The 18,971-nt window shown below is 69.2% G+C and carries 20 protein-coding genes and 1 pseudogene; 13 read left to right on the forward strand and 8 right to left on the reverse strand.

The annotated features are described in order from the left end of the window. Position 1 precedes the first annotated feature (1 nt). The 4 genes from PP1_RS29950 (at position 2) to PP1_RS29965 (ending at position 3,347) form a co-directional block, all read left to right on the forward strand. The gene (locus PP1_RS29950; protein ID WP_086000692.1) at positions 2-790 is read left to right on the forward strand and encodes an alpha/beta fold hydrolase; all 789 of its coding nucleotides are present in this window, start codon (positions 2-4) and stop codon (positions 788-790) included. Next, positions 787-1,782 carry an LLM class flavin-dependent oxidoreductase gene (locus PP1_RS29955; protein WP_075315322.1) on the forward strand — a complete coding sequence of 332 codons (996 nt, stop codon included), beginning with the start codon at positions 787-789 and terminating at the stop codon, positions 1,780-1,782. The genes PP1_RS29950 and PP1_RS29955 overlap by 4 nt, the downstream gene beginning before the upstream one ends. A 99-nt stretch (positions 1,783-1,881) precedes the next feature. After that, on the forward strand, positions 1,882-2,682 hold the full coding sequence (locus PP1_RS29960; RefSeq protein ID WP_010230736.1) for an SDR family NAD(P)-dependent oxidoreductase: 801 nt from the start codon (positions 1,882-1,884) through the stop codon (positions 2,680-2,682). A gap of 86 nt (positions 2,683-2,768) precedes the next feature. After that, positions 2,769-3,347, forward strand: coding sequence for a cupin domain-containing protein (locus PP1_RS29965; RefSeq protein WP_010230738.1), 579 nt, complete (start codon positions 2,769-2,771; stop codon positions 3,345-3,347). Between the two features lie 144 nt (positions 3,348-3,491). Here the strand turns inward: PP1_RS29965 and PP1_RS29970 are convergent. The 6 genes and pseudogenes from PP1_RS29970 to PP1_RS29990 form a co-directional block, all read right to left on the reverse strand. Continuing rightward, positions 3,492-3,721: pseudogene (locus PP1_RS29970) on the reverse strand (IS30 family transposase); the annotation flags it as partial. A 244-nt stretch (positions 3,722-3,965) separates the two neighbouring features. Beyond that, the gene (locus tag PP1_RS29975) at positions 3,966-4,388 is read right to left on the reverse strand and encodes a MaoC/PaaZ C-terminal domain-containing protein (RefSeq protein WP_010230744.1); all 423 of its coding nucleotides are present in this window, start codon (positions 4,386-4,388) and stop codon (positions 3,966-3,968) included. Beyond that, complete coding sequence (locus PP1_RS29980; RefSeq protein ID WP_010230745.1) at positions 4,385-4,831, reverse strand: MaoC family dehydratase N-terminal domain-containing protein; 447 nt, start codon at positions 4,829-4,831, stop codon at positions 4,385-4,387. The genes PP1_RS29975 and PP1_RS29980 overlap by 4 nt, the downstream gene beginning before the upstream one ends. 1,000 nt (positions 4,832-5,831) lie before the next feature. Further along, on the reverse strand, positions 5,832-6,071 hold the full coding sequence (locus PP1_RS31650; RefSeq protein ID WP_157178963.1) for a DUF2795 domain-containing protein: 240 nt from the start codon (positions 6,069-6,071) through the stop codon (positions 5,832-5,834). A 346-nt stretch (positions 6,072-6,417) separates the two neighbouring features. Continuing rightward, complete coding sequence (locus PP1_RS29985) at positions 6,418-7,020, reverse strand: PaaI family thioesterase (RefSeq protein WP_139324210.1); 603 nt, start codon at positions 7,018-7,020, stop codon at positions 6,418-6,420. Then, positions 7,017-7,472, reverse strand: a complete 456-nt coding sequence (locus PP1_RS29990) for a MaoC family dehydratase (RefSeq protein ID WP_010230747.1) — start codon at positions 7,470-7,472, stop codon at positions 7,017-7,019. The genes PP1_RS29985 and PP1_RS29990 overlap by 4 nt, the downstream gene beginning before the upstream one ends. Before the next feature lie 195 nt (positions 7,473-7,667). Here PP1_RS29990 and PP1_RS29995 point away from each other — a divergent pair, with 195 nt between their 5' ends. Continuing rightward, positions 7,668-8,570, forward strand: coding sequence for an AAA family ATPase (locus PP1_RS29995; protein ID WP_010230748.1), 903 nt, complete (start codon positions 7,668-7,670; stop codon positions 8,568-8,570). 278 nt (positions 8,571-8,848) lie between these two features. After that, complete coding sequence (locus PP1_RS30000; protein WP_249266131.1) at positions 8,849-9,565, forward strand: vWA domain-containing protein; 717 nt, start codon at positions 8,849-8,851, stop codon at positions 9,563-9,565. A gap of 19 nt (positions 9,566-9,584) precedes the next feature. Here PP1_RS30000 and PP1_RS30005 read toward each other — a convergent pair whose 3' ends face one another. Next, complete coding sequence (locus PP1_RS30005) at positions 9,585-10,622, reverse strand: Vgb family protein (protein ID WP_029239568.1); 1,038 nt, start codon at positions 10,620-10,622, stop codon at positions 9,585-9,587. Between the two features lie 457 nt (positions 10,623-11,079). Here PP1_RS30005 and PP1_RS30010 point away from each other — a divergent pair, with 457 nt between their 5' ends. The 7 genes from PP1_RS30010 (at position 11,080) to PP1_RS30040 (ending at position 17,911) form a co-directional block, all read left to right on the forward strand. Then, a complete protein-coding gene (locus tag PP1_RS30010; protein ID WP_010230751.1) occupies positions 11,080-12,237 on the forward strand; it encodes an LLM class flavin-dependent oxidoreductase in 1,158 nt (385 codons plus the stop codon). Beyond that, entirely contained in the window at positions 12,237-13,085 is an 849-nt protein-coding gene (locus PP1_RS30015; RefSeq protein WP_010230752.1) for a mycofactocin-coupled SDR family oxidoreductase, read from the forward strand. The genes PP1_RS30010 and PP1_RS30015 overlap by 1 nt, the downstream gene beginning before the upstream one ends. Positions 13,086-13,220: 135 nt before the next feature. After that, a complete protein-coding gene (locus PP1_RS30020; protein WP_029239569.1) occupies positions 13,221-14,405 on the forward strand; it encodes a thiolase family protein in 1,185 nt (394 codons plus the stop codon). A 35-nt stretch (positions 14,406-14,440) separates the two neighbouring features. Beyond that, positions 14,441-15,151 carry an SDR family oxidoreductase gene (locus PP1_RS30025; RefSeq protein WP_010230754.1) on the forward strand — a complete coding sequence of 237 codons (711 nt, stop codon included), beginning with the start codon at positions 14,441-14,443 and terminating at the stop codon, positions 15,149-15,151. Next, on the forward strand, positions 15,148-16,272 hold the full coding sequence (locus PP1_RS30030; protein ID WP_010230755.1) for a hypothetical protein: 1,125 nt from the start codon (positions 15,148-15,150) through the stop codon (positions 16,270-16,272). The genes PP1_RS30025 and PP1_RS30030 overlap by 4 nt, the downstream gene beginning before the upstream one ends. After that, on the forward strand, positions 16,272-17,450 hold the full coding sequence (locus PP1_RS30035; protein WP_029239571.1) for a thiolase family protein: 1,179 nt from the start codon (positions 16,272-16,274) through the stop codon (positions 17,448-17,450). The genes PP1_RS30030 and PP1_RS30035 overlap by 1 nt, the downstream gene beginning before the upstream one ends. Then, positions 17,447-17,911 carry a Zn-ribbon domain-containing OB-fold protein gene (locus tag PP1_RS30040; RefSeq protein ID WP_010230759.1) on the forward strand — a complete coding sequence of 155 codons (465 nt, stop codon included), beginning with the start codon at positions 17,447-17,449 and terminating at the stop codon, positions 17,909-17,911. Before PP1_RS30035 ends, PP1_RS30040 begins: the two co-directional genes overlap by 4 nt. Positions 17,912-17,964: 53 nt before the next feature. On the opposite strand, the gene PP1_RS30045 is transcribed toward PP1_RS30040, so the two are convergent. Further along, on the reverse strand, positions 17,965-18,804 hold the full coding sequence (locus PP1_RS30045; protein WP_010230760.1) for a mycofactocin-coupled SDR family oxidoreductase: 840 nt from the start codon (positions 18,802-18,804) through the stop codon (positions 17,965-17,967). Positions 18,805-18,971 lie beyond the last annotated feature (167 nt).

The following is an 18,971-nucleotide window of genomic DNA, read 5'->3' on the forward strand; positions in this document are numbered from 1 at the left end:
GATGCAGACTGTGAGCCTGCCCGTGGGGCCGATCCTGGCCTTCGACGACGTCGGGGAGGGGGCGCCCGCGATCGTCTTCAGCCACGGCCTGTTCATGGACCGCGACATGTTCGCTCCCCAGGTGGAGCGGCTCGCCCACCGCCATCGCTGTGTCTCGTGGGACGCGCGCGGCCACGGCGACACCGTGTCCCGGGGCCCGTTCACCTACTGGCAGTCCGCGCGGGACCTGTTACAGCTGATGGACGCGCTGGATCTGGACCGGGTGGTCCACGTGGGCATGAGCCAGGGCGGGCTGATGGCCCAACGCGCTGCGCTGCTCGCCCCGGACCGATTCAGCGGGATCGTCCTGCTGGACACCCAGGCCGGCACGCTGGTCGGCGACGGCGCCCCGAGGTTCGAGGCGCTGGCCGACGAGTGGGCGGTCCACGGACCCGACGACGAAACGATCGACTGGCTGGCCGACCTGATCCTGGGCGACGGCGTCGACGCGGACCCGTGGAAGGCGAAGTGGCGCGCGCTCGAACGCACCCGGCCGCGGGATTTCGTCCGAGCGCTGATCGAGCGCGAGGACATGCACGAGCGGCTGCCCGAGATCCGGACCCCCGTGCTCGTCGTGCACGGCACCGCGGACGCCTCGACCCCGGTCGAACGAGCCCGGGCGCTGGCCGACGGGGTGGCCGACTGCCGCGGGCTCGTCCTCGTCGACGGGGCGCCGCACGCGGCCAACCTCAGCCATCCCGACGACGTGACGAAGGCGATCGGAGCCTTCGCGGACGAGGTGACCCGATGATCACCGCCGACCCGCTGCCCCCGAGCACGCTGGGGATCGTTCTGCCCTCGCGCGAGTTCGCCGAGACCGGGGACGCGCGGGGCGTCGTGGCCGCCGCGGTGGCCGCCGAGCGGCTCGGGGCGTCGTCGGTCTGGGTGGGGGACTCGCTCTTCGCCCGGCCGCGCTTCGACCCGTTGACCATGCTCGCCGCGCTCGCCGTGTCGACCGAGACCGTCGTGCTCGGCACTGGGGTGCTGGTCGCCCCGATGTGGAACCCGCTGCTGCTCGCGCGCGGGGTGGCGACGGTCGACGCGCTCTCCGGTGGCCGCGTCGTCCTCGGCGTCGGCCCAGGCCCGTCCTACGGTCCCGCGCGCAAGGAGTTCGCCGCCCTCGGCCTGCCGTTCGAGGACCGGCTCGGACGCCTGCACGAGGTCATGCGGGTCTGCCGGGCGCTGTGGACCGACGACGGTCCCGTGGAGGTGGCGGGCGGGCGCTGGGCCTTCCGCAACGTCGACATGAGGCCCAAGCCCGCCCGTCCGGGGGGCCCACCCGTCTGGTGGGGGACACGCGGGCCCCGCGCGCTCGCCCTGACGGGCGAGGAGGGCGACGGCTGGATCCCGACGGGTCGGTCGCCGGAGATCTACGCCGAGGGCCTGGCCGCGGTGACGAGCGCGGCGCCCGGGCGGCCGGTGTACCCGGCGGTGTACCTGACCGTCGCCGTCGACGAGGACCCCGCCGTGGCCCGGGAGCGCATGCAGTTGGCCCAGGAGGCCTACTACCGCGCGCCGTGGGACGCGATCCGCGTGCTGGAGGACCACTGCGCCGGGACCGCGGACACCGTCGCCGAGCACGTCGAGCGCTATGCGGCGGCCGGGGCTCGGCACGTCGTCCTTCGATTCGCGGGCGGAGACCCCGTCGCCCAGCTCGGCGACGTGCTCTCGGCGCGGGGTGTCCGACCTGTCGACGGGGCGGACACCGCCCGGCTCCGCCGGGTAGGGCACCTGGGGTCTTGACAGTCCCGTGCCCCCCTGACACATTTGGCTCCAATTTCGGCTGTAATATTCTCGCCCGCACGTTCGGGGCGCCTCAATGCGGAGGTCCAGTTGAGTGGTGTGAGTGGGCTCGTCGCCGTGGTGACGGGAGCCGGTGGTGGGATCGGCTCGCGTACCGCCGAGCTGTTGGCGGCGCGCGGGGCCATGGTCGTGGTGGCCGACATCGTGCCCGCCGCCGGGGAGGCGGTCGTCGATCGCATTCGGGCCGCGGGCGGGGAGGCAGTCTTCACAGAGCTCGACGCGCGGGTGCCCGAGTCCTTCGTCGCCGCGTTCGACGCGGCGGTGGCACGCTACGGGCGGCTCGACATCGTGCACAACAACGCCGCGGGCACACACCTCTACCCGGGTGACGGTGCCGCGGTCGAGATCGACCCGGACCACTGGGACCGCATCCTCGAGCTGAACCTGCGCGGCGTCATGCTGGGATGCAAGTACGCGGTCCCGCACCTTGTGGCGGCGGGTGGCGGCTCCATCGTGAACATGTCCTCCACCCGCGCCATCGCGGGTGCGCACGACCTCGCCGCCTACGGCGCGTCGAAGGCCGGAGTCGAGGCGCTCACCAAGTACGTCGCCACCGCCTACGGCAAGCAGGGCGTGCGCTGCAACGCCATCCGCCCGGGCCTGATCCAGACCGCGCAGTCCGCCGCCCTGCACGCGGACGGCGACGGACCCTCGAAGCTGCTGCGGCACGTGCTGCTGCCGTACGCGGGCGGCCCGGACGACATCGCCGAGCTCGTCTGCTTCCTCGGGTCCTCCGCTTCGCGCTACATCACGGCGCAGACCATCACGGTGGACGGCGGCATGCTCTCCCACCAGCCCTTCTTCGCCGAGGCCATGGACGCCACCGCGGCGAGTCTCTGACCGCGGACCACGTTGGTCGTCGCAATCCCCGCTACCCCGCTGATCTGGCGGGCGGCTCCACGCACGAGTCTCCGAGAGGATCTCTGATGATCGAGAACATCCGCCGCGCCATCGCCGGCTACACCTCCACGGGCAAGTCCACCTTCGTCGACTCCGGGATCGTCCCGCCCGTGACCGCCGACCTCTACCCCGGTGCCACCTACTGGCTCGTCTGGGGCACCGAGGACGGCGAGATGACCGTCGGCGCCAACGACGAGCCGGTGCAGAAGCCGTTCTTCCCCGGCCCCGGCGGTTCCCGCCTCATCGCCGTCCGCTTCGCGCCGAACAAGGCGGCCGGGCAGGGCGCGGGGGCCGGCGGCGAGACCAGCCCGGAGGCGCTGGAGGCGATGCGCGCCGACGCCGAGGAGAAGTTCCCGGGGCTGTTCGAGAAGCATGCCGCCGACCCCGCGGACGCGGCTTTCCACACCACCGACACCATCGACTACGGCTTCGTGGTCGAGGGACAGATCAGTCTGGTGCTCGACGACGGCGACGAGCAGGTTCTCCCGGCAGGGAGCTTCGTCATGCAACGCGGCACCCGGCACGCCTGGATCAACCGGTCCGACGAGCCCGCTCTCGTTGTCTACGTCCTGCTCGGCGCGAAGCGCGTCGGCCCCCAGATCTGACCCACCCCCTCGGTGACCCGCGGCCGCGGCCCCTCGACAAGAGAACATCCGAGGACCACCCTCCGCTCACGACGCCGTGGGCGCCTGCTGGCCCGGCCGCAGTCGGCGCCACAGCCTTGCTCCTTACCGCCTGCGGCGGGTCGGGGCCTGCAGCACGGCGATCTCCTCGCGTTCGGCGAACAACAGAGTGCGACCGTCGGGCTCGGCCAGGCTCACGGCGGCATCCTGCCAGCGTGGCGAAATAAGCGAGTCACGACCGGTGTCGACACGCCGATCTCCGGCGCAGCCTGCTCGGTCCGCCTGCCCTGGGCGAACAACCGCCAGAACGCGCGCTCCACGTACCGCGTCGGCATCGGCCGGCCTGGCGACCTCATCGCCGGTCGCGAGCGCGATCGGGAGTCGCTCGGTGGTCGAGCGGTGTTCCCTTGATCCGTCAGGGAACATCGAGTTCTGTGAGCCAGTTGGACTTCGTCGTCCGCGCGTGTCGGTTGGCCGTCGGCAGCGGTCCTTCCGGTGACAGAGCAAGTGTGCGGGCTCCCGTCGGCGGCAACAGGCAGCGGAGGTGGGAGGTCATCCGCGGTGCATGGTGGTGGCCGCGCGACGTATGGCCGGCGCTCATCACGCGCTCGGGACGGCCACGACTGCTTCGCCTCTCAGCGTTACGGTGCCGTCATCCAGAGTGACGGTGAGTTCGAGAGTGGCTCGCCGCTCTCCCTCGACGAGGTCGATCAAGGTGACACGGCCCGAACAGGTCGGCCGGGCGTGAACCGGTGTGATGGCGACGAATCGCACGAAGTATGTCCGGATCAGGCGTTGGTCGAACCACTCGGTGAGAAATCGCCCGAGGAACGCCATCGACAGCATGCCGTGAGCGAACACGTCGTCGAGTCCGACCGAGCGAGCCACGTCCAGATCGAGATGAATCGGGTTGAGATCTCCCGACGCAGGTCCGAAGAGGGCCAGCGTGGTGCGGGTGATAGGCGCGATCTCCAGGGGAGGGAGTTCAAGGCCGACGAAGACCCGAGCCGGCTCGGCCCTCATGTCTCGATCTCCCGAACCGCGACGGTCTCCTGCAGGTCGGCCACAGCCGATCCGTCCGCCCGAGTCACGATGGTCTCCCTCACAAGAAAGCGCAGAGTCCCGCCCTTCTTCTCGTAGGAATCGACGACCTTCGGGACGAAGTGCAGTACCTGTCCCGCGTAGGCGATCGAGTGGTAGCAGAACCTCTGAGACCCGTGCAGTACCAGACGTAGGTCGATGCCGAGGTCGGCAAGCCAACCGAAACCGTTCCGCCTGTCGAGTCCGGCGCCGAACAGGAACGTCAGTGGCGCCGGCAGGTCCGGGTGGCCGGCCTTTCGTGCAGACTCGACGTCGACATAGATCGGGTCGGTCTCACCGATCGCATGCGCGAAGGAACGGAGCTGGCCACGCTCGATGTCAGTCACGATCGCCGGTTGCGTGATGCCGGCTGCCGAACGGGGCATCGAGGAGCCTTCCGTGCTTGAGCGTCTGCGAGGTCTGCTTGGCCCTAAGGGTCGTCGCGCCTGTGGATGACCCTGCACCTCAGCTGTAGGCCGTCATCGCCCGAACCTACGCGAATAATGGTCTAATAGTTGCACCGTAGCAGTGTCTCGCCACGGGGGTCCAGGGAAGACTTCGGGTGGATCACATCCTGCGGGTGAGATGACGGTGAGGACGGCTGGATGACGAAATCGACCATCGGCGGCGTTCCCTGGTGAGGATCCATCGCACGCTTGAAGGTCAGGGCAATCGAGGAGAGGCATCGAGGCAGCGACTCCAGCCTCGGTACGACGGGAGGCGTCCGGGCTGAATGACCCACCAGCGCCGGTCACCTCGCACGAGGACCGTGAGCTGCTCGGAAACTCCCGTCACCCGCAGGTCGAACCGGCGAGGGCCGGGCGGGCGCGGCCGGTGCGCACGTCACTACTGCTGTGGTCTGAGCAGCGCCGTCAGATGGTGCAGGACGTGGGTGACCTGTCTCTCTCTGTGTCGACGGCCGGCTGGGGCCCACGAGGCGGCACGGCATGGAGTCCATATCACCAGGCGACCGTAGGGCAACCGGGGCCGCGACCACGCCCGACTCTCGCTGGCAGCCGGCCTCGAACCCCCCCAAACTTGTGGGCTCTGATGGGTATAGCCGATGCCGAACGAGTAGTAGAGCGGTCAGTGAGGCGAGACTGGGCTCATCGCGGACGAAGCTGAGGATGCGTAGGTGGATCTCTGAGCGGTCCAGGGCGCAGGACGCCCGGGGCCTGCTCGCGGGGCGTCTCTGGCACGTTGCCTGTCTTCTACCTCGCCATGCGGACCGGATACCGACCCGGTTGCCGTCCCGCCAGCCCAGTGTGGTGGCTCGAACCTCCGTCGTGTTCTGGGACGCTCGCTCGGTCAGAGCGGGGGCCTCGCGGGCAGGGGCCGGTGTCGGGCAGAGGGGTGGCTGACGTGATGAGACTGTGTCCGACGTTGTCATCGCCGGGCTCGTAGTTCGCGTAGCACCGCGAGGGTTTCCGTCTGCGCGCGCGGAGATGATTGGGGCGTGAGCGCGGTAAGCACGTCGGACAGTTCTACGTATCGCCGTTCGGGGAGACCGGTCAGCCGGAACCGCAGTGCCGGCGACACTCCCCAGTGTTCGGCCTCGGCGAGGATCTGCCAACGTTGAGCCGGATATCTGAGCTCCGAGAGGACCTGCCCGAGTAGTGCGGCCACTCTGCGATGGCTCCGGCTTCCGGGCGAGGAGTCCTCGGCGTCTGCCGCGCAGGCGGTGAGGAATGCGGAGTGTGGGGCCGCGGTGCCGGGTCTGGTCAAGGGAACTCCAGAGGATCACAGTGATGAAAGCGAGTGGGGCGCACGTAAGGTCACGTGGCTACGCAGCAGCATCGGGGAACAAGTGCCTCGGCGCAGTCGTACATGCTCACTCTGCAGACGATTCCAACCCTGCTGTCGAGCCGATCCGGCCGCGGCTCGTGGTGATGTCGAGTCTTGCCCCGGTCGGACTCCCGATCGACCTCATCGCCTGGGCGGGACGAATCCGGTGCCCGAAGTGGAACAGAGATCAGGTCTGTCGCAGGGCGACGCAGAGCGCCTGCGCTTCGGCACAGAGTGTCTCGCCGTCGTGCACGCTCGCGCGCAGGAATCGCTTGCGGCCATCCTCCAGCTCGTACCAGGCCTCGACGTTCAGGTCCCGATCGATCGGGGTTCCGCTGCGGTAGTCGACGTGCAGAAACGCTGTCCGCGCGGTCGTCCGCGCCCGGACAGCGAGAGTTCCGAGGATTTCCTCGAGGAACAGGGCGAGGGCCCCGCCGTGGACCGTTCCGTCCAAGCCGTGATGGAAGCGACCGAAGCGGACGGTCCCCGATACGCGATCGTCGGTCTCGGACCGACGGTTGAAGACGGGGACGAGGAACTGCCCGCGGTCGTCGAGCGCGTCGATCCGGCCCACGACCTGGTCCGCGATCGAGGCGGCGTCCTGTTCGAATCGGACTGCAAGGGCAGTCAGCGCAGCCTCCGCTTCGTCGAGTAGCTGGTCGTCCGCCGACGCGGCGGTCACTGCGTCGAGGAGCCTGCGCAGAGCATCGCTCGTCCGACCGTGGCGGCGTGCGGTGTCGACGTTCGACGTCGCTGTCGTCTGATCCGGCATGTCGTCCTTTTCTCTCACGCGTAGTAGCGGACAAGCCACTCGGCGACCACAGCGGGCCGTTCGGAACCTTCCAACTCCACTGCGAAACTCGTCGACAGCTGGACAGCGCCGTCCTTTGTGTCCTCGTCGCCGACGAGCTCGGCGGTGGCTCGAACACGGCTGCCCACCGGGACCGGCGCGGTGAACCGGACTCGGTTGAGGCCGTAGTTCACCGCCATACCGACGTTCTCGATCCGGTACGCGGACGCGGCAAGCACGGGGAGAAGAGACAACGTCAGGAAGCCGTGGGCGATCGTCGTGCCGAACGGTCCGTCCGCGGCCCGTGCCGGGTCGACGTGGATCCACTGGCGGTCACCCGTGGCCTCGGCGAAGCCGTCGATGTGCTGCTGCTCGACGCTCAGCCAGTCCGATGTCCCCAGTGTCTCTCCGCGGGCAGCACGGATCTCGGCCAGGTCGGTGAATACGCGCACGGTTTCCTCTCCTCGGGACGGAAGCGACGGTCCGGTGATCGTGGCCGAGGCTGTCCTGGCTCGGTTGTCGCAGATCGGGTCATGTGCTCGCCGGACACCGGCAGTGCGCGCTGTAGCGAAGTCGGACAACCCGACGACGCACCGGTGTGGTCGCCTCCTGCGTGACGAGTAGTCGTACGTTCATCCGGAGGCCGCATGGAGCACCTCGACCTGGACCCTGCCGGCGCGTCCGCGGCTCTCGAGGCGACCGTCGTGGGGCGGGAGCACGAGCTGAGGCTGATCCTGGCCGCTGTGTCGGCCGGTTGTGACGTCCTTCTGGAAGGACCGCCCGGAACCTCCAAGTCCACACTGTTGCGTTCCATCACCGCGGTGTGGGACGTGCCGTTCGTGCTCGTCGAGGGCAACGCCGAGCTCACTCCGGCCAGATTGGTGGGGCACCACGATCCGGCGCGGGTGATGCAGGAGGGGTACCGGAGCGACAACTTCGTCGCGGGCCCGTTGGTCGAGGCAATGCGGTCAGGGGGGTTCCTCTACATCGAAGAGCTCAATCGTGCGCCGGAGGACACGATGAACGTGCTGCTCGGGGCGATGGCGGAGCGAGCGGTGACCGTCCCCCGGGTGGGTACCTTCCGCGGCAGAGATACGTTCCGCGTGCTGGCGTCGATGAACCCCTTCGACAACATCGGCACTGCGCGGGTCTCGGACTCGGTATACGACCGTTGGAACCGGCTTGCGATCGGCTATCAGTCCGCCGCCGACGAGCAGACGATCGTGACCCGCCGCAGCAAGTGCCCGACTCCGGGATTGGTCGCCGACGCGGTCGCGCTCACGAGGTCGACGCGGACGCACCCAGAGCTGCGAAGAGGCGCCTCGGTCCGTGGAGCGATCGATCTCGCCTCCATCGCAGTGCGGTTGCAGGCGATGACCACGGATTCTTCCTACGAACGCGACGTTCTCGATGCGGCTCTGCTCGCGTTGTCCGCGCGTATCGGGCTGGACGAGGCCAGCGACGCGTCTCCCGAGCAGGTCATCACCGAGATATGGGAGAACCATTTTTTCTCGGCCCCCGGCAGGCAGCGCCGGGACCACATCGCCTGAACGTCCCGAATCCCGTCGCGCTGCCCACCGCCGAGAGCGGGGAGCGACGGGGGCTCACGCCTCTGCGGCGCAGGCCCAAGCAGCTCGACACCGCGCCGAAACTGTTCGCGGCCGGCCCCGGCGTTCCCGTTGTCGCCGAACTCGCACACGACCGGGACGGGACCAACGAGGGTCAGCCCGTTGGTGGGCAGGGTGCCCTGGTCACCAGGCAGACCGCGAAGCGCGGGGATCTGGCCGAGCTCCTCGAGGACGCGGTGCCCGACCCCGAGGTGGCGTCGATGGCTCGTGTGATCGCCGAACGGCTGACGGTCCGGCGCCGGCGCCGCAGCGCGCGTGCCTCGCGGGGTTCTGGGCCGCTCGTGCCGGTGCCGTTCGCGTACAGCTCGGACGACATCGACCTCGAACGGACGATGGAGGCGCTCGCCGGACGCCCACATCCTGAACCGGGCGACATCGTCGTCCGTGAACGGATGTCGAGCCGGCGTGTGGTGACCCTGGTCGTCGACCTCTCCGGGTCGATGCGCGGGGAGAAGGCACGTATCGCCGCTGCGACCGTCGGAGCGCTGTCGGCAGAACTCTGCGGCCCTACCGATCAGCTGGCGGTCGTCGCCTTCTGGTCCGACGCTGCGGTGATCAAGCCGCTGGACCGGTCCGCGTCGCCGTCGGAGATCATGGACACCCTGCTGCGGGTGCCGGCTCGCGGACTGACGAATGTCGGGTTCGGGCTCTCCGTCGCCCGCACCGAGATGGCTCGATCAGCTGCGAACCGTCGGTCGGTGGTTCTGCTGAGCGACGCCGTGCACAACGCCGGACCGGACCCCCGAGAGATCGCACGCCGGATGCCGGAGCTCAACGTTCTGCTGGAGATCGACGGTGAGCACGACTTGCCGCTCGGAAGCGACCTGGCGCGGATGGGACATGGACTACTGGTCCCGGTCGGTCGACATCGCGACGTCCCCCCGGCCCTGAACCGTGTCCTGGGCCGAGGGGACTGACGTGACGGCATCGGCTCTGTCAGAGCTCGAGCTCGCCGACCTGTGAACCGCCGACCTCGGTGAACCACAGGGATCCGCCGGGCTCACACGGCGCGAACTGCGACCTGTCCGACGCCTCCTTCTCGCAGGCGATGTCGCCGGGGGCGCTGACGAGGGCCGGCAGCGGCACCTCGGTGACCTCGTGGGTCTGCGGGTCGACGCGACCCACACGGCCACCGGTGATCTCGGTGAAGTACATGGCGCCATCGGCGCCCTCGGCGATCGTGAACGGCCCCGACAGCGGGCTCGGGACTGCGATCTCGGTCATCTGGCTGGTCTCCGGGTCGAACCAGCCGACCTTGTTGCCTGCGATCTGTGCGAACCAGACGGTGCCGTCACCGCCCGGGCCGGGGTCGATGTCGAGAACCTGGGATGCCGGTGTCGGGTAGGGGAACGTCTCGATCTCGTGCGTGTCGACGTCGATCCGGCCCAGCTTGTTCGCGCCCTGTTCGGAGAAGTAGACGTAGGTGTCGTCGACGATGGCCAGGTCCATCGGCACGGCTCCGAGGTCTGGCAGCGGGTACTGCTCGAACTCGTGGGTCTGCGGGTCGAAGCGGCTGATCTTGTTGCCGACGGTCTCGGTGAACCAGATCCCCCCGTCGGGGCCGATCTTGAGGTCGGCGGCGTAGGCCCTGATCCCCGGGATACGCCACAGCTCGATCTTCTTGGTCTCTAGATCGAGTCGGCCGATGCTGTCGCATCCCACGGCGGAGAACCACATCGCGTCACCGGGGCCGCCGTTGATGGCGTACGGGACGCAGGCCGGTGTGGGCACCGGGTACCGGGTGATCTCCTTGGTGTCCGGGTCGATCCTGCCGATGTGATTGCCGGTGAGCTCGGTCCAGTACATCGCCCCGTCCGGGCCTGGCTTCATGTCGGCCGGCGAGGATCCGGGGGGCAGCGGGTACTCGTGCACGGTGCCGGGACCCGGGGCAGGTGTCGGGAGCGCGTTGGCAACGCCTGCGAACACGGCGGGCAGCGCCAACGCGATGGTCGCTGCGACGACAGCGGCACGCATCGAACGGGGTCTGATCGAGCTGAGGGACATGTCCGTCCTTGAGTCGGGAACCCCGCGCCGACGGCGCTTGGCGGAGGACGGCCCGAGCCACCGGCAACGTCCCCGGCCCGGTGACGCTCAGGGCGAGGGGTTCGCGCCCGGCGCAGACGGGGAGCGCGCTGCCGGGCGTCGTTCTGGGGTCATCGGCGGATGCCGTGACCTCATCGGTTCGAGGGTCTGACCGATGTACGGCGAAACATAGAGGTCTGCGAGCACGAACATTGTCGCAATTCGCAACAGTCGCAGGCGCCGTCCCCGGCTGGAGCCCGTGCGTCCGTCGCTGTAGCGGAATGCGACACCTCGCGAGCCCGACGCGTCCCTAGGTTCTGCTGCGCACACGCGGAGGTGTCGCGAGCCGGAGTCGATCCGGAACTCGGATGGGAACGGCCTCCGCACCATCGATCCGGAGGCCAACACCATGGAGCAGACTCCCCTCGAGTTCGGCGCCTTTCTCGCGCCGTGGCACCGGGTGGACACCGACGCCACCATCGCCATCCAGCAGGACATCGAGACCGCGGTCGCAATGGATCGACTCGGGTACTCGGAGTTCTGGATCGGCGAGCACCACTCCGGCGGAGTGGAGATCGTGGCGGACCCGCTGCTCTTCATCGCCGCAGCGGCCGAGCGGACCTCGAGGATCAAGCTCGGCAGCGGCGTGATGTCGCTCCCCTACCACCACCCGTTCATGCTGGCCGACCGGATCGTGCAGCTGGACCACCTGACCCGTGGTCGCTTCCTGTTCGGAGCGGGCCCGGGCCAGCTGGTCGACGACTCGCGCTCGATCGGTCTCGACGCCATCGACAACCGTCGCAAGATGGAGGAGTCCTTCGACGTCATCGACCGGCTGTTGGCCGGGGAGACGGTGACGGAGAAGACCGACTGGTACGAGCTCGACCAGGCATACCTTCAGCTCCCGCCGTACTCGGAGGAGATCCACAAGGCGGTTACCGCGACGGTCTCGCCGACCGGCCCCAAGTTGGCCGGACGGTACGGAGCCGGACTCCTGTCGCTGGCTGCGACCAGCCCCGAGGGTTCGGCCGCCCTGAAGCAGCACTGGGGGATTGTCGAGGAGCTCGCTGCCGAGCACGGCAAGACGGTCGACCGCCGAAACTGGCGCCTCACCTGCCCGATGCACATTGCCGAGACCGAGGCCGAGGCCCGGGAGAACGCCCGGCACGGCCTGCTGTATCTGATGAACTACCTGGCGCACATCACTCCCGGCCTGGCCCAGGTCGATGACGTCGACACGCTGATCGACGGCATGAACAGCACCGGCTTCGGGGTCGTCGGTACGCCGGACATGGCCATCGAGCAGATCAAGCGGATGCAGGAGGCCTCCGGCGGGTTCGGCAAGCTGCTGATCCTGCACGGCGAGTGGGCCAACTTCCCGGCCAGCATCCGCAGCCTGGAGCTGATCGCTGAGCAGGTCATGCCGGTCTTCTCCGGGTCCAAGGAACGACGCCAGCGGGGGTACGACCAGACCGTGGCCAGCGACGGCGCCGGCGCCAAGGCGACCAGCGCGGGGCAGGCCGAGGCGCAGGCCCGGTTCGAGGCCGAGCGGGCAGGAGCACGCTGATGGCGCGCCTCGAGGGCAAGGTCGCCCTGATCACCGGGGCTGCGCGTGGCCAGGGACGATCGCACGCACTGGCAATGGCCCGCGAGGGTGCAGAGATCGTCGCGGTCGACATCTGCGACGAGATCGGCAGCGTTCCCTACGGCCTCGCGACACCCGACGACCTCAAGGAGACCGTCGAGCAGGTCGAGGCACTGGACCGACGCATCATCGGTCGCAAGGTCGACGCCCGTGACCAGGCCCAGCTCGACGGGGTGGTCGCGGAAGCGATCAGCGAGTTCGGCGGCATCGACATCGTGGCGATCAACCACGGGATCTGGACCAGGGGACCGCTCTGGGAGCTGTCCGAGCAGACCTGGCAGGACACGGTCGACACCAACCTGACGGCGGTCTGGAAGACCCTGAAGGCCGTCGCTCCACACCTGATCGATCGCCGCCGTGGCTCCATCGTGATCACCTCGTCGGTGAACGGTGTCGAGGCGCAAGCAGGCTCGGCGCACTACACGGCGTCCAAGCACGGGGCGATCGGCCTCATGAAGTCGGCCGCGATGGAGTTCGCACCGCACGGAGTCCGTGTGAACGCGATCATGCCCGGCTTCGTCGACACGAACATGACGAACTGGCAGGGGGCCTGGGACATGACCAGCGGCCACCCGGGCGGCACCCGTGAGGAGCACGAGGTCGCCGCCCGGCACTGGCACGCCTTCGGCGGACTGATGCGGCCCGAGGACATCAGCGGTGCCGTCGTGTTCCTCGCCAGTGACGAGTCGTCTCGCATCACCGGGATCGAGATGCCGGTCGACAGCGGGCATCTCGTGCTGTCGACCTTCAACCCGGCACCGCCGGACTGAGGCTGTAGCGCCTTGCGACAACCCCCGGCCGGGACCGCTGCCTAGCGTCGGGGAGGACCGGGGGCCGGGCCGCCTGCCGCAGGGCGCGGCCCGGCCCCCTTCATGACGGGCAACACCGAACGGAGCAGTGGCTCGATGAACTCACCGAGGTCAGCAGTCGTCGTCGACGTCGTGCGCACGGCGGCCGGCAAGGGCAAGCCGGGCGGAGCCCTCTCGGGGGTTCACCCCGTGGATCTGCTCGCCGACACGCTCAAGGCGCTTCTCGAGCGGACGGGCATCGACCCGGACGGAATCGACGACGTGATCGCCGGCTGTGTGTCCCAGGCGGGAGACCAGACGCTGAACGTGGCGCGTAACGCGGTGCTGGCGGCCGGGATTCCGGAGAGCGTTCCCGGAACCACCGTGGACCGGCAGTGCGGTTCGAGTCAGCAGGCTGTGCACTTCGCCGCCCAGGGTGTGATGGCCGGCGCCTACGACGTCGCCATCGCGTGCGGCGTCGAGTCGATGAGCCGCGTGCCGATGGGGTACAGCTCGGTCGACCAGGACCCGACCGGTCCGCTGAAGGCCCGGTACCCGGAAGGCCTGGTCGGCCAGGGGGTCTCCGCAGAGCTGATCGCGGCGAAGTGGAAGCTGGACCGCGAGACCCTCGACGAGTACTCCGCTCGCTCGCACGCGAGGGCTGCGGCAGTGGCCGCCGCGGGCGGGTTCGGCAACGAGATCGTGCCGATCACGGTGGACGGGCAGGTCCACGACACCGACCAGACGCTGCGCGCCTCGACGACCGCGGACGGGCTGGGAGGGCTCAAGCCGTCGTTCGCGGACGAGGCGCTGAAGGCTCGGTTCCCGGAGATCAACTGGAGCATCACCCCGGGGAACTCCTCGCCGCTGACCGACGCCGCCTCCGCCGCGCTGATCATGAGCGAGGAGCGGGCCGCCCAGCTCGGGCTGCGCCCGCGGGCCCGGTTCCACGAGTTCGCGGTGACCGGGAGCGATCCGCTGTTCATGCTGACCGGCGTGATCCCGGCGACCCAGAAGGTTCTGGCCCGCGCCGGACTCGGGATCGCCGACATCGACGCCTACGAGGTCAACGAGGCGTTCGCGCCGGTGCCACTCGCGTGGCAGCACGAGCTGCAGGCCGATCCCGAGAAGCTCAACCCGCGTGGTGGCGCCATCGCGCTGGGCCACGCGCTCGGAGCATCCGGGGTCCGGCTGCTGGCCACGATGGTCAACCACCTGGAGGCCACCGGCGGGCGCTACGGGCTGCAGACTATGTGCGAGGGCGGCGGCATGGCCAACGCCACCATCGTCGAGCGCCTCTGATGGCCGCGGGAACACTCTCTGCGGACTTCTCGGGTGTGACCGTCCTGGTCACCGGCGGGGCCCAGGGGATCGGGCTCGAGATCGCCCGGTACTTCGCCGAGGCCGGCGCGGCGCTGGCGATCCTCGATCGCGACGAGTCGCAGCTCAAGACCGCCTGGAGCGGTCACGACGGCGTCCATACCTTCGCCCTCGACGTGGCTGATACGGCAGCCGTGGCCGAAGCGGTCGACGCGGTGGTCGAGTCCACCGGCGGGATCGACGTGGTGGTCAACAATGCCGGCATCACCCGCGACACCGTGGTGTGGAAGATGACCGACGAGCAGTGGAAGTCGGTCCTCGATGTCCACCTGGGCGGCACCTTCGCGGTGACTCGTGCGGTGGTTCCGCACATGCGCAAGGCCGGTAACGGACGCATCATCAACGTCACGTCCTACACCGGGATGCACGGCAACGTGGGCCAGGCGAACTACGCCGCCGCCAAGGGCGGGATCATCGCCTTCACCAAGTCCGTCGCCAAGGAGGTCGCCCGCTTCGGGATCACGGTCAACGCGATCTCGCCGAACGCATCCACGGCCATGGTGGCGGCCATCCCCGCTGACCGGCTGGCGGAGATGACGGCGACCGTGCCTCTGGGGCGGTTCGCCGACCCCTCGGAGATGGCTCCGGCGATCGGCTTCCTGGCCTCCGAGCAGGCCGCATACGTGACCGGCGTCGTACTGCCCGTCGACGGGGGGGTGTCGATGTGACCGGACTGAACCCGTCGTCGGCGTCGGTCGATCCGATTCCCGTCCTGGGCCTCGCCGCGACGCCGCTCGTACCCGAGTCCGACGCAGTCCTCGACGAGCTCGTCTTCGACGCCGTATCCCGGGCCCTGCGCGAGGCCGGGGTGCGCAAGCAGGAGATCGGGCTGTCGGTGACCGCCTCGCTCGACATCTATGACGGCCGCAGCATCTCCAGCGGCCTGACGAACGCCGCATCCGGCGGCTACCTCGCGCAGTCCTACCGGTTGGAGGGCGACGCGGGACAGGCACTTGTCGCCGGCGCGCAGACGATCGCGGCCGGCGACGCCGACCTGGTCGTCGCGGTCGGTGTCTACAACCCGGAGGTGTCGGCCCCTGATCGGCGTGCCTTCCTGCAGCAGATCTCGAACCATGGGTTCGAGCCCCACTTCGACCGACCGGTCGGGCTCTCGGCCGAGACCGTGCTGGGTATGCACGCCGGGCACGCCGTGGCGTCGGGGGAGCTGACGGTCGACGAGCTGTCGGAGCTGGCCGCTGAGGCGATCACTCGTGGCGCGGGCGGACCCCGCGCTGTTCGCGGGGCGGCCACCGCCGCAGAGGTCGCCGGGTCTGCGCCGGTCAACGGTCTACTCCGCGAGCTCATGCTCCCGGCCGAGGCTACCGGTGCCGTTGCAGTGGTCCTCGGTTCGCTGGCCCGAGCCCGCCGTGCGCTGCACCCCCGCGCCGTGATCACCGGATGGGGACAGGGCACGTCGGACACCACGGCGAGTGGCCTGTGGCTGAGCGATCCGGCGGTGGCGACCCGCAGCGCTGCTGCGGAGGCCTACCGGCGGGCCGGTGTCACCGACGCCGGTCAGCAGATCGCGGCAGCCGAGCTCACCGCGGCCACACCGGCGCTGCTCCGGCCGACGGTCGAGGCGCTGGGCCTGGACAAGAGCCAGGCGAGGGTCGCGCCGTCGGGCGGGGCGGCGAGCTGCTTTCCCGGTGTCGCGAATGGCGCTCTGCGCCTGTTCGAGGCCACGACGTGGCTGGAGGAGCACGGCGGTTCGGCCGTCTCCCACTCGACCGACCTGCTCACCGGCACCGTCGCGGACACCGCGACCGTTCTCGTGGTGGAGGGAGTCTGATGGCCAGGCGAGCGGTGATCGCGGGGGTCGGCATCACTCCGGCGACCTCTCCGCGGAAACAGACGTCGTCGTCGCTGGAACTCGTCCAGGAGGCGGTGTGGAACGCGCTCGAGCATTCAGGTGCGTCACCGTCGTCCTTGGACGGCATCGTGATCGGCAATATCGACGGTTTCGAGGGGACCGTCCTGGGCGCCAAGCACCTTGTCCGGCGGCTCGGCCTGGGTACACAGCTCCCGGTGTCGATCCTGAACACGGGTGGCACCACCGGGGGCAACCTGATGCAGGTGGCCGCCCGCCAGGTGCGATCCGGGGACCGTAGCCGCGTGCTGTGCATCGGTGGACCGACGTTCTTCGGCGCCGAGGATCTGCAAGCGGCGATCAACACCAACTCCCCGATGATCGTCGAGCAGCCCTTGGGCATGGGCGCTTACCACATGGGGGCGTTCTATCCGAGTGCCTACAGTGAGCGGTTCGGAGCAACCGTGCGCGACTTCGCGGTGTCGGCTGTGCAGGACCACGAACACGCCTCGCGGAACCCGTACGCCCACCTGCGCAACACCCTGACCGTGGACGACGTCGTCGAGGCCAAGCCGCTGTCGTGGCCGATGACGATGGCGATGGTCTGCCCGGTCTCGACCTCGGCGAACGCCTTGTTGATCAGCTCGGAGGACGGCGCGGCCGACCTGCACCCCACTCCGGTGCTCATCCGGGCCATGGCGACCAGCAGCGATCCCTACCTCGGCGGGGGCAAGAACGACTTCGCTGCGATGGAGAACCTCGCGATCCTCGCTCACCGGGTGTACCAGCTCGCCGACGTACGTGACCCTCGCTCGGAGATCGACGTCGCAGAGGTGTTCTCGCCGTACGCCCCGATGCAGCCCATGCAGCTCGAGGCGTTGGGATTCTCCGAGCCCGGGGGCGGGATCGAGCTCATCCGGTCCGGTGCCACACGGATCGACGGCGACCTGCCGGTCAACCTGTCCGGCGGCCCGCTGTGCACGAACGCCGGCGTCGCCGGCGAGCTCGCCCCTTACGTCTACGTCGCCCTGCAGCTCATGGGCGACGCCCCGGGGGAGATGCAGGTGGCCGGGGCGCGTCGAGGTCTCGCGCACGGCACCGGTGGCACCTTCTTCCAGTTCGAGAACCTCGCCATTCTGGAGAGGCAGGAGCGGTCATGACCGAGTCGTCCACGATCACCACACAGCGGGTCCACTGGGACCTGAACTACGACGTCCACCTGGGCGCCACCTGGGGCCGCTTCATGCAGGGGCTCACCGAGAAGAAGATCCTCGCTAACGGTTGCCCGGAGTGCTCGCGGGTCTTCGTGCCGCCCCAGGCGTACTGCGAGGCGTGCTTCGTCCGCACCGATGAGTGGTCAGAGCTCCCGCCGGAGGGGTCGGTCGAGGCGTTCACCGTCGCGTGGCAGAGCTTCCGGGGTGGACCGACTCCGCCGTACGCGATCGCCGGGATCCGCCTCGACGGTGCGAGCACCCTGCTGATGCACTACGTGCGCGGACTAGATCTGTCCGATCCGGATGCCGTGCAGTCCCAGCTCCCTCCGGGGACCCGGGTGCGTGCGGTGTGGGCCGAGGAGCGCACGGGCGAGATCCTCGACATCTCGCACTTCGAGAAGGTCTAGACAGGGGAGCGGGGCGGGGGTGGCCGGTCGAGCCGACCACCCCCGCTCGCGACCTACTTGACCAGCAGGCCGGCGTCGATCGGCAATGGCACGCCCGTGATCAGCCTGGCGTCGTCGGAGGCCAGGAACACCAGCGCACGGCTGATGTCAAGCGGATCGGCCCACGGGACGGGGAGCGCGTGCATCGAGGCCGATGCGGGCTCGAAGTCCTCCCGGGTGGGGTTCTCGAGATCGGGCCGGAAGATCTTGAACGTCGACTCGTTCATCACCATCGGCGTGTCCACCTGGGTCGGGTGGACACTGTTGACCCGGATCGAGTGCTGGCCCAGCTCGGCGGCGAAGACGCGCATCAGGCCGACCACACCGTGCTTGGCGGAGCTGTACGCGGCGATGCCCTGATAGCCGCGCAGGCCTGCCATCGAGCTGGTGAGGATCATCGACCCGCCCCGGCCGCCCGCCACGATATGCGGCACCGCCGCCTTACAGGTCTTCCAGACGCCGGTGAGGTTGATGCCCAGCATCTGCTCCCAGGCGTCCTCGGTGATCTCGTGGGCGGGCACGGCGTTGGCGGCGATCCCGGCGTTGGCGGCGACGATGTCGAGGCGCCCCAACTCGGCGACCCCATTGTCGAGCGCGACCTTCAGCGCGGCTCCGTCGCGGACGTCGACCTCGGCGGTCACGATCCGTCGGTCGAGCTTTTCGACCTCGGCGGCGGTCTCGGCGAGCTCCTCGGCGCTGCCCATCGGATAGCCGAGCCCCAGCTCGGGGAGATCGTGTGCGACATCCACGGCGATGACGTCGGCGCCTTCGCGGGCGAGCTCGATGGCGTGACTGCGGCCCTGGCCGCGGGCGGCTCCGGTCACGAAGGCGACCTTGCCGTCGAGGCGTCCCATGTGATGACTCCGTTCGTGAGGAACGGCCGGGACGGACCCGGCCCTGGGTACGGGCCGGGACGCTAGGTGGGCGAGCGGGGCATCGGATGTCGCGATCCGCTACACCTGCGCAGGTCCTGTCCCGGATTGCGACAACCCTGCTGGCGGGCGCGGACCTACCGTCGTCA

Origin of the sequence: Pseudonocardia sp. P1, assembly GCF_000178675.2 — a bacterium.
In the GTDB taxonomy this organism is placed as follows: domain Bacteria; phylum Actinomycetota; class Actinomycetes; order Mycobacteriales; family Pseudonocardiaceae; genus Pseudonocardia.

Excerpts from the sequence above, each read along its gene's own strand:
- PP1_RS29955 (WP_075315322.1), top strand. The coding sequence starts at position 787 with ATGATCACCGCCGACCCGCTGCCCCCGAGCACGCTGGGGATCGTTCTG.
- PP1_RS29975 (WP_010230744.1), bottom strand. The coding sequence starts at position 4,388 with ATGAGGGCCGAGCCGGCTCGGGTCTTCGTCGGCCTTGAACTCCCTCCC.
- PP1_RS30035 (WP_029239571.1), top strand. The coding sequence starts at position 16,272 with ATGGCCAGGCGAGCGGTGATCGCGGGGGTCGGCATCACTCCGGCGACC.
- PP1_RS29980 (WP_010230745.1), bottom strand. The coding sequence starts at position 4,831 with ATGCCCCGTTCGGCAGCCGGCATCACGCAACCGGCGATCGTGACTGAC.
- PP1_RS30045 (WP_010230760.1), bottom strand. The coding sequence starts at position 18,804 with ATGGGACGCCTCGACGGCAAGGTCGCCTTCGTGACCGGAGCCGCCCGC.
- PP1_RS29965 (WP_010230738.1), top strand. The coding sequence starts at position 2,769 with ATGATCGAGAACATCCGCCGCGCCATCGCCGGCTACACCTCCACGGGC.
- PP1_RS29950 (WP_086000692.1), top strand. The coding sequence starts at position 2 with ATGCAGACTGTGAGCCTGCCCGTGGGGCCGATCCTGGCCTTCGACGAC.
- PP1_RS30005 (WP_029239568.1), bottom strand. The coding sequence starts at position 10,622 with ATGCGTGCCGCTGTCGTCGCAGCGACCATCGCGTTGGCGCTGCCCGCC.
- PP1_RS29995 (WP_010230748.1), top strand. The coding sequence starts at position 7,668 with ATGGAGCACCTCGACCTGGACCCTGCCGGCGCGTCCGCGGCTCTCGAG.
- PP1_RS30010 (WP_010230751.1), top strand. The coding sequence starts at position 11,080 with ATGGAGCAGACTCCCCTCGAGTTCGGCGCCTTTCTCGCGCCGTGGCAC.
- PP1_RS30040 (WP_010230759.1), top strand. The coding sequence starts at position 17,447 with ATGACCGAGTCGTCCACGATCACCACACAGCGGGTCCACTGGGACCTG.
- PP1_RS30015 (WP_010230752.1), top strand. The coding sequence starts at position 12,237 with ATGGCGCGCCTCGAGGGCAAGGTCGCCCTGATCACCGGGGCTGCGCGT.
- PP1_RS30000 (WP_249266131.1), top strand. The coding sequence starts at position 8,849 with ATGGCTCGTGTGATCGCCGAACGGCTGACGGTCCGGCGCCGGCGCCGC.
- PP1_RS30020 (WP_029239569.1), top strand. The coding sequence starts at position 13,221 with ATGAACTCACCGAGGTCAGCAGTCGTCGTCGACGTCGTGCGCACGGCG.